Origin of the sequence: Paucimonas lemoignei (assembly GCF_004342585.1) — a bacterium.
Classification (GTDB): domain Bacteria; phylum Pseudomonadota; class Gammaproteobacteria; order Burkholderiales; family Burkholderiaceae_D; genus Paucimonas; species Paucimonas lemoignei.
The window spans coordinates 248782-257452 of sequence record NZ_SLZQ01000006.1 but is presented as its reverse complement, the minus strand read 5'-3'; the positions used below and the strand labels follow the sequence as shown (position 1 = coordinate 257452).

7 protein-coding genes are annotated in these 8671 nt (G+C 54.1%); 4 read left to right on the top strand and 3 right to left on the bottom strand.

Annotation, left to right across the window (positions count from 1 at the left end):
* From EDC30_RS11690 to EDC30_RS11675, 4 genes are all read left to right on the top strand, one after another.
* Window positions 1–1155, top strand: a 1155-nt coding sequence (locus EDC30_RS11690; protein WP_132259015.1) for a DUF2345 domain-containing protein, incomplete at its 5' end; no start/stop codon positions are given.
* 2 nt (window positions 1156–1157) lie between these two features.
* Window positions 1158–2990, top strand: a complete 1833-nt coding sequence (locus EDC30_RS11685) for a T6SS effector phospholipase Tle3 domain-containing protein (protein ID WP_132259014.1) — start codon at window positions 1158–1160, stop codon at window positions 2988–2990.
* Between the two features lie 3 nt (window positions 2991–2993).
* Window positions 2994–3677, top strand: a complete 684-nt coding sequence (locus EDC30_RS11680; protein WP_132259013.1) for a T6SS immunity protein Tli3 family protein — start codon at window positions 2994–2996, stop codon at window positions 3675–3677.
* A 17-nt stretch (window positions 3678–3694) separates the two neighbouring features.
* Window positions 3695–4465 carry a T6SS immunity protein Tli3 family protein gene (locus tag EDC30_RS11675; RefSeq protein ID WP_132259012.1) on the top strand — a complete coding sequence of 257 codons (771 nt, stop codon included), beginning with the start codon at window positions 3695–3697 and terminating at the stop codon, window positions 4463–4465.
* Here the strand turns inward: EDC30_RS11675 and truB are convergent.
* The 3 genes from truB to infB all read right to left on the bottom strand — a co-directional run bounded on the left by truB (window position 4427) and on the right by infB (window position 8630).
* Window positions 4427–5362, bottom strand: coding sequence for a tRNA pseudouridine(55) synthase TruB (gene truB / locus EDC30_RS11670; protein WP_132259011.1), 936 nt, complete (start codon window positions 5360–5362; stop codon window positions 4427–4429). The genes EDC30_RS11675 and truB overlap by 39 nt on opposite strands.
* Window positions 5346–5735, bottom strand: coding sequence for a 30S ribosome-binding factor RbfA (gene rbfA / locus EDC30_RS11665; protein ID WP_132259010.1), 390 nt, complete (start codon window positions 5733–5735; stop codon window positions 5346–5348). Before rbfA ends, truB begins: the two co-directional genes overlap by 17 nt.
* 93 nt (window positions 5736–5828) lie before the next feature.
* A complete protein-coding gene (infB, locus tag EDC30_RS11660; protein ID WP_132259009.1) occupies window positions 5829–8630 on the bottom strand; it encodes a translation initiation factor IF-2 in 2802 nt (933 codons plus the stop codon).
* Window positions 8631–8671 lie beyond the last annotated feature (41 nt).

Sequence of the window (8671 nt, the reverse complement as noted above, 5' to 3'; positions counted from 1 at the left end):
GATGACACTACCGGGCGGCTGCGCACGCAGTTAGCCACCGACACGGCATCCACACAGCTAAATCTCGGCCATCTGATCCATCAGGCGGATAACTACCGCGGCAGCTTCCGTGGTACCGGGTGGGAACTGCGCACCGATGCCTGGGGCGCGCTTCGAGCTGGCAAAGGACTGCTGCTCTCCACGTATTACGGCGTAGCGCCGGGTGGACAGCCAGAACCAGCTGGCGATAATGCCGCTGGTATTGCCTTGCTCAAGCAGGCACAGGGGTTTGCCGACACGTTCAACCAGGCGGCACAGACGCACCAGACCGTGCAGATGGTGGCGGCGAAGGGCAATCAGACCTTGAATGACGCATCGAACCAAAGCAATCTGGATGAAAAATTGCCGCCGTTGGCAGCGATGCTGAAAAAAGCCTCGGGCCAAGTGAATAGCATCGATGGCAGTGAGGATGGCACAGGCGAGAAAGTACCGCACAGTACTGCCCCGCTGGTCAGCGTGGCAGTACAGGCAGGGCTAGGCATGACCGCGGCAGACGGGTTGCATGTGGCGGCGGGTGAAACCGCGCATTTTGCAACCGGACGCGACATGCATGTGGCCGTTGACGAATCGCTGAGCGTGCATAGCGGCCAGGCGATCGGCATGCTGGCCGGCGCCGTGGGCGCTGGGGATGGCAACACTGGGATCAAGCTGTATGCGGGACAAGGCGATGTAGATGTCCAGGCGCAGAGCGACCAGATCACCTTGGCGGCGAAGGAGCTGATGCGACTGATCGCGGCGAATGGCCATGTCGATTTCGCGGCGGCCAAGAGTATTGAGTTATGTACCGAAGGTGGGGCAAGCCTGAAGATTGAGGGCGGAAATATTACCTTTGCCTGTCCGGGGAAGATTTCGATCAAGGCGGCTAGCAAGAGCTTTACGGGGCCGACGAGTTTAAGTCGCGATATGCCAGCCTGGTCCAAGACTCAGTTTGATGAAAAATTCGTCATTACCGATGAGTTGACAGGTAAGCCGATCAAGAACCAACCGTACAAGATTACCCTACCAAACAATCAAGTTATTGAAGGCATTACCAATGAACAGGGTGAGACACAGCTAGCAAAAAGCAGCTCGATTGACAAAATCAAATTACAGCTCAAACCTAAAAACAAGAGTTAACTATGGCTGACGCAACACGCATCGTTGAACTTAAACACGACAAGAAGGGTGAAGCTTATTGGGAGTCAATGGTCACTCCGGAGAGTAATGCGGTTCGGGCAGAGGCGAAAATTCCGCCGGATCTGCCTGGCATCATTATTTTTGTGCATGGCGTGAACTCTGAGGGGGAGTGGTACAAGGATGCAGAGGCAAGCTTGCTAGCCGGACTGAATCATCGACTAGGTCGCGATGATCTCTCTCCTAATAGATACTACACTGATGAAGAAGAACTGAAGCATCAGGTTGAATCTTTTGGTCGTTCTCCTGTTATCCGTTTTTACTGGGGATATCGAGCCTCTGAAGACGAAGAAAAAAAATATCTGATTCCATTGCGGGATAGATCTGGCAAGTCTGTTTGGATCAAGGAGCACGAAGGGCAATGGAAAAAACCTCAATACTGGGGTGGCGGCCCTTTCCAGAACGGCACCAATCATTTGCCACAAGTATGGAGCAAGTCCGGTTTCAAGCGTCGGGCATGGGCGGGCCCTATGCCTGTTGATGTGCAAAGCATTAACCCTGAATGGGACAGGCAATTACAAGATGCGCCCTCTCGGGAATATTATGCTCACGCTGCCAATCGATTGGCCAAGCTGATTGATAAAATCCGTAGCACTTATCCTAAGGACACGGTCACCGTAATGAGCCATAGCCAAGGCACCATGATTGCCATGGCTGCTTCATTGTTATGCAAAACCCGGGCACCAGATGCAGTCATTCTGATGAACTCACCTTATGCGTTGGAAGATAAGGTAACTGACACTATGACATCGGGGAATGACCGCCCAACGAATCGCGCCAGGGAAAACACCTTTGTCAATTTACTTAAACGGATTGATCAAGACAAACGGATGCTTCAAGAGGCTGACTTGGATGAGTTACGTGCCGGATCTACTCCGGATAAGCAGCCATGGACGCCCAAAATCAGCATTAGCACTGATACCGAAACAATACCGGAGCGTGACAACCACGGCCGTGTTTATGTCTATTTCAACCCGCATGACCGCGTTATGGGTAGTTCTGCGCTTCAAAGCATCGGTTGGCAAGGCGTATTTACAAATATTGTGCAAAAGCATGGGAACATACTTAAACAACGTATGTTGGCTCGGAATACGCTTTGTGGCGATACTCCCGGTCTGAAACCCTTTGGCACATTGCCCGATATGGTCAGCTCCAAATCGCAAGAAGGAAAAGGTAAAACTTTCTGGGATGGGAATCGCGCCATCTTTAAAGTCGCTAACCTTTGGCCTACGCCGCATCCTGAAAAAACCGTTTTAGTAAATGCAGAAAAAGTTCCTCAGCCTATACGTGCGGAAGAATTAAGCAGCTTTGATGACAGTAAAGCAAAAGCAGACGACTGGGATCAAGACGATGATTTCAAATATTTTCACGCCATCTATCAACGCGAGGAATGGGTAGACGAAAACGAGCCATATAGCGTGTCGTCGGATGGCAGCATCTCTGGTGGTCCCAAAAATCGACGACTGGAAAATCAAGATGAAATGGATAAACGAATCCGCAAATACAAACCTGAGCCGACCGACCACAGCACCTTACCGAAACATGAAGCCTTTATGAAACGTGTGGTCGCATACGACGTCCCCATCGGATTTTGTGAAAGCTCAAAGGACATGAAGTTTTGGAAAGAATTACAGAAAGATGCGGACTGGCTTTCAGGAAAGGATCAGTATTATCTCCATGGAACATTAGATATTCCGCCCATGCCGGCAAGCATTGACCGCGACACTGTGCAGGATGAAATAGATGAACAAATGAACGGTCAATTTAGATACAAATAAAATATGAAGAGCCAAATTATCTTTGCAACGACAGCGATAACTCTCTTTTTCCTCTTAGGCTGCCAAATTCCTGGCACCATGATCGCGACAAGCATTGGCGCCATGCCGGGAGAGCAACACGTCCCCAAGGACTATCCGACGCCACCGCAGCGTGTCTATTCCATTGATGAAAACCGGTTTTTCACCTTTGAAAAATATGAATCGTGTATCGGAAATGGCCGGGTTTTTTATAATGACACTAAGCAAAATATACGAACAGAAATTACTGATTTCGCCTTAGGCGGGTATGCAGGAAAATTTCACCATGCATCGTCCACTGATAAATTGATTGTTTTCCCTAAAGCGCCCGCGCCTAATGAAGGTACTTGTAGAAAAAGTTGTAGTCTAATGATTTATTACTCCACTGATGGCGGCAGGACATTTAAAAACTTTCATCCTTGGAGTCTTTCAGGCACATACAGAAAAGCTCATGAGGAAACTAAAGCAATGGCTGTGACTGTTGCAGAAAAAGAACTATTTGTCACAGATGGCATTCAAACCTCCTCATGGAAGTTCGAAAGTGCTAGGGAGCCTGATTTTCGCCGAGTACAAAGCGGCCCTAGCGGCATTCCGATAGTCCCTACACCCTCAGGTCAGGATCACATCACCTGCAATAATAGTATCCGGGCAAAGAAAGAAGCCGAGTAATATTGCTCTGACGCAGCATGAAAAAATATTTTCATTGCATCAATGTAGCAGTTCTTTCTTTACTCGCAGGCTGCCAGCTTCCTGGAGCCTTGATCGCCACAAGCGTCGGCGCCATGCCGGGAGAGCAACACGTCCCCAAGGACTATCCGACGCCACCGCAGCGAGTCTATGCCATTGATGAAAACCGGTTTTTCACCTTTGAAAAATATGAGTCATGCATAAGAAACGGTCAGGTCTTTTATAACGACACTAAGCAAAATATACGGACAGAAATCACCAATTTTGCTCTCGGCGGCTATGCAGGGAAATTCCATCATACCGCTTCCACCGATAAGCCAATCGCATTTCCTTATACACCTGCCCCGCGCTCAGGGTCTTGCAGAAAGCTCTGTAGTTTAATGATTTTATACTCTACAGATGGCGGCCGGACGTTTGATCGGTTTCACCCTAGGGATCTGTCCATGGATTACAAAAAATCTCACGAAAAGTCAAAAGGAATGACTGTAGTTCTTACTGAAGAGAAATTGTTTGTTACTGATGGCAGACAAGCAGCGTCATGGAAATTTGACAGTGATGGAGGGCCAATTTTTCAAAAAGTGCTAAGCGGGCCCAGCGACATCCCGTTAGTGCAGACGCCCTCAGGTCAAGATTGCATTAGCTGTGACAATAGTATTCAAGTGACAGAAAAAACGACTAAAGCGATCATGCACAAAAATCATTATTGTCTGCCGCTACGCGTAATATGTCTTTCATCCGCCGCGGCCTGCTACCAATCTTTCTGGCGCTAACACTCCATAAGCCTGCAACATCGCCGTCCCCAGCAGTCTCCCGCTCTCAAGCGCATAAACCCGTACCCTACTCTGCAAGTCAGGTAGTTCAACACTCTCCCTTCCCAGTGCCAACCGCTGGCCATGTAAGAACCGCTTAGCCAATTCCTCTGGTAACGAAACCGCCGGAAATGAAGAAAGCAAGGCATCTACTGGTGCAAGCATCCGTTCCCGCTGAACGTCATCGGCTTCTGTTAGCTGATCTAACGTGACACATCCATCCAACGTCAGATTCCCGACTTGCGTACGCCGCAACGTCTGCAAATGCGCCCCGCACCCCAGCGCAGCACCGATATCCTCGCCCAACACGCGAATATACGTCCCCTTGCTACAAGTGACTCGCAAGCGTAAATACGGCGCCTCATACCCCAGCAACTCCAGCGCATGAATCGTCACCCGCCGCGCCTGCCGCTCCAACGTAATCCCCTGCCGCGCATACTCATACAAAGGCTTACCATCACGCTTTAAAGCAGAATGCATCGGCGGCACCTGGTCGATCTCGCCACGAAACCGTTCCAGCACCGCTTCTATCTCATCCAGCGTAACGTCAACCTCGCGCTGTTCCAGCAGCTCGCCTTCCGTATCGCCAGTCGAAGTCCGCACGCCCAGATGCACAACAGTCTCGTAAGTCTTGTCCGCATCCAGCAAATCCTGCGAAAACTTGGTCGCCTCGCCAAAGCACAACGGCAACAAGCCTGTCGCAAACGGATCGAGCGTCCCCGTATGTCCGGCCTTTTTGGCATTCAGCAGGCGCTTAGCCTTGATCAGCGCATCGTTACTCGACAGCCCCACCGGCTTATCTAACAACAGCACGCCATCAATCAGCAAGCGCTGCTTCTTTTCAGGCTTCGTCTGCATCCGCGGCACGGGTCTTGTTGGCTTCGTCGATCAGCCGCGACAATTCCAGGCCGCGTGACGTCGACGTATCATGCACGAAGTGCACGTCCGGCGTGGTATGGATAGTCAGGCGTCGCCCAAGCTGGCCACGAATGAAGCCGGACGCCTTGCGCAAGCCTTGTAATGTGTTCTGCACACTGGTCGGATCATCCGGCAACGTCGTAAAAAACACCTTGGCATGCGCATAATCGGGCGTCACCTGCACTTCGGTGATGGTGATCATCGCCACGCGCGGGTCTTTCAATTCATAGGCAATGATTTCGGCCAGGTCGCGCTGGATCTGGTCTGCCACGCGCTGACTGCGGCCGGGGATGGTTTTGCTGTGTTTGGCCATGGTCTTGCTCCGCCCTTACTGGGCCTGAAATGAATAAAGCCAGGTTGGGCACGGCGTGCCCGCCCTGGCTGCTTGCTAAAGACGCGCTGCGTCTTACAGCGTACGTGCGACTTCCTGCACCTCGAACACTTCGAGCTGGTCGCCTTCCTGGATGTCGTTGTAGTTCTTCAGGGTCAAGCCGCATTCAAAGCCGGCCTTGACTTCCTTGACGTCATCCTTGAAGCGCTTTAGCGAATCGATCTCTCCAGTCCAGGTTACGACATTGTTGCGCAGCAGGCGGACCGAGGAACCACGCTTGACCAAGCCTTCGAGCACGTAGCAACCGGCGATCGCGCCGACCTTGCTGACCATGATGACCTGACGGATTTCCACCAGGCCCAGGGCCTGTTCGCGCTTCTCCGGCGCCAGCATCCCCGACAACGCCGCTTTCACTTCATCCACAGCGTCGTAGATGATGTTGTAGTAGCGAATATCGACGCCATTGGTCTCGGCCAGCTTGCGTGCCGATGCATCGGCGCGGGTGTTGAAGCCGATGATGACCGCCTTCGAAGCCGTCGCCAGGTTGACGTCGTTTTCGCTGATGCCGCCGACGCCCGCGTGCACAACCTGCACGCGCACTTCGTTGGTGGAGAGCTTCTGCAACGATTGCACCAGCGCTTCCTGCGAACCCTGCACGTCGGTCTTGATGATCAATGGCAGATTCTTGACTTCGCCTTCGGCCATCTGCTCGAACATGTTTTCCAGCTTGGCGGCCTGCTGCTTGGCCAGCTTAACGTCACGGAACTTACCTTGGCGGAACAAGGCGATTTCGCGCGCCTTGCGCTCATCAGCCATCACCATGGTTTCCTCGCCGGCGGCCGGCACTTCGGTCAAGCCCTGGATTTCCACCGGAATCGATGGACCTGCTTCAGCGATATTCTTGCCATTCTCATCGATCATGGCGCGCACGCGGCCATAGGAGGAGCCCGCCAGCACGACGTCGCCACGGCGCAGCGTACCGGATTGAACCAGGATCGTGGCAACAGGGCCACGACCTTTGTCCAGCTTGGCTTCCACCACCAGGCCCTTGGCCGGCGCATCGACCGGAGCTTTCAGTTCCAGCACTTCCGCCTGCAGCAAGACGTTTTCCAACAATTCGTCGATGCCCTGGCCGCTCTTGGCCGACACATTGATGAAAGGCGAATCACCACCATAGGCTTCCGGCACGACGCCTTCGGCAATCAATTCCTGCGTCACGCGATCCGGATTGGCACCCGGCTTGTCGATCTTATTGATCGCCACCACCAACGGCACACCGGCGGCTTTCGCATGAGCGATCGCTTCCTTAGTCTGTGGCATGACGCCGTCGTCGGCGGCCACCACCAGGATGACGATATCGGTCGCCTGAGCGCCACGCGCACGCATGGCGGTAAACGCTTCGTGACCCGGCGTATCCAGGAAGGTGATCATGCCGCGCGGGGTTTCCACGTGATAGGCACCAATATGCTGCGTAATGCCACCAGCCTCGCCCGCGGCAACCTTGGCACGGCGAATATAGTCCAGCAGCGAAGTTTTACCGTGGTCGACGTGGCCCATGACGGTGACCACCGGCGCACGCGGCAGCATTTCGGCATCGGTCTGTTCGGTGCCTTCGGTGAGCAGCGCTTCCGGATCGTCCAGCTTGGCGGCATGCGCCTTGTGGCCCATTTCCTCCACCAGGATCATGGCGGTTTCCTGGTCCAGCACCTGGTTGATGGTAACCATCTGGCCCAGCTTCATCAGGTGCTTGATGACCTCGGATGCCTTGACTGCCATCTTGTGCGCCAGCTCGGCAACGGTAATCGTTTCCGGGACGTACACGTCCTTGACCACAGCTTCGGTCGGCACCTGGAAGTTGCTCTCGCGGTCCTCGTCGTGAGCATGACGGCGGCCCTTCGGACCGGCACGCCAGCCATCGCGTCCACCTGTCGTCGCGCCACGAGTCTTCATGCCGGCTCCGCGACGCTTGGCGGCATCGTCCTGCCAGGTCGACGACACATTGGCCGACTTGATGGACTTCTTGTCGCCGACGGCCGGCTTCTTGTCATCCTTCTTCTCGACGGCTTTCTTTTCCGCCGGCTTATGCAGGGTGGTTTCAGCAGGCTTGGCCGGTTCCGGTGCCTTGATGACCTTGCGCGGCGCATTCATCATGGCGCGGATCTGCGCCACTTCATCAGCGACAGCCTTGCGCGCGCGCTCGGCAGCGGCTGCACGTTCGGCAGCTTCCTTGGCTTCCTGAGCCTTGCGGGCTTCCTGCTCAGCTTTTAGGCGGCTCTCTTCAGCCGTATCGACTTTCTTCTCGCCGGCCGTTTGCTTTGCAGCTGAGGCAGCGGCAGCGGCCTGCTCTTCCGCAGCACGCTTGGCGTCCTGTTCCTGCTGCAGCTTCAGCGCGCGCTCCTGCTCGGCCTTCTCGGCTTCAAGCTTGGCCAGGCGCTCCTGCTTTTCGCGCAGTTCCGCTTCCTGACGGGCGATCAGCTCGGCCTGGCGGCGCGCCTCTTCCGCGCGACGTTCCTTCTCTGCTTCGTCGATCACGGGAGCCGCAGGTGCTGCCGCTGCTGGAGGTGCAACCGGCTCTTCACGTTGAACGAACGTGCGCTTCTTGCGCACCTCGACTTGAATCGTGCGCGACTTGCCGGTGGCATCAGCCTGCTTGATTTCAGTGGTTTCCTTGCGCGTCAAGGTGATCTTCTTTTTCTCGCCATCGGCAGACGCGCCATGGGCGCGACGCAGGTGGCCAAGGAGCTTATCCTTGTCTTCCTTGGACAGCGTATCGGACGCCGAACTTTTCTCAACACCGGCCGCACGCAACTGCGTCAGCAGCAAATCCGCCGGCATTTTCAGTTCGGTGGCAAATTGGGCTACATTGTTACTCGCCATTCAGTCCTCTTTTCTATGTGGCTCGATGTATGACAAAACCT

What these genes read in the sequence shown, in the direction of transcription:
- EDC30_RS11685 (WP_132259014.1), top strand. Translation starts at nt 1,158, where the DNA reads ATGGCTGACGCAACACGCATCGTTGAACTTAAACACGACAAGAAGGGT.
- EDC30_RS11680 (WP_132259013.1), top strand. Translation starts at nt 2,994, where the DNA reads ATGAAGAGCCAAATTATCTTTGCAACGACAGCGATAACTCTCTTTTTC.
- EDC30_RS11675 (WP_132259012.1), top strand. Translation starts at nt 3,695, where the DNA reads ATGAAAAAATATTTTCATTGCATCAATGTAGCAGTTCTTTCTTTACTC.
- truB (WP_132259011.1), bottom strand. Translation starts at nt 5,362, where the DNA reads ATGCAGACGAAGCCTGAAAAGAAGCAGCGCTTGCTGATTGATGGCGTG.
- rbfA (WP_132259010.1), bottom strand. Translation starts at nt 5,735, where the DNA reads ATGGCCAAACACAGCAAAACCATCCCCGGCCGCAGTCAGCGCGTGGCA.
- infB (WP_132259009.1), bottom strand. Translation starts at nt 8,630, where the DNA reads ATGGCGAGTAACAATGTAGCCCAATTTGCCACCGAACTGAAAATGCCG.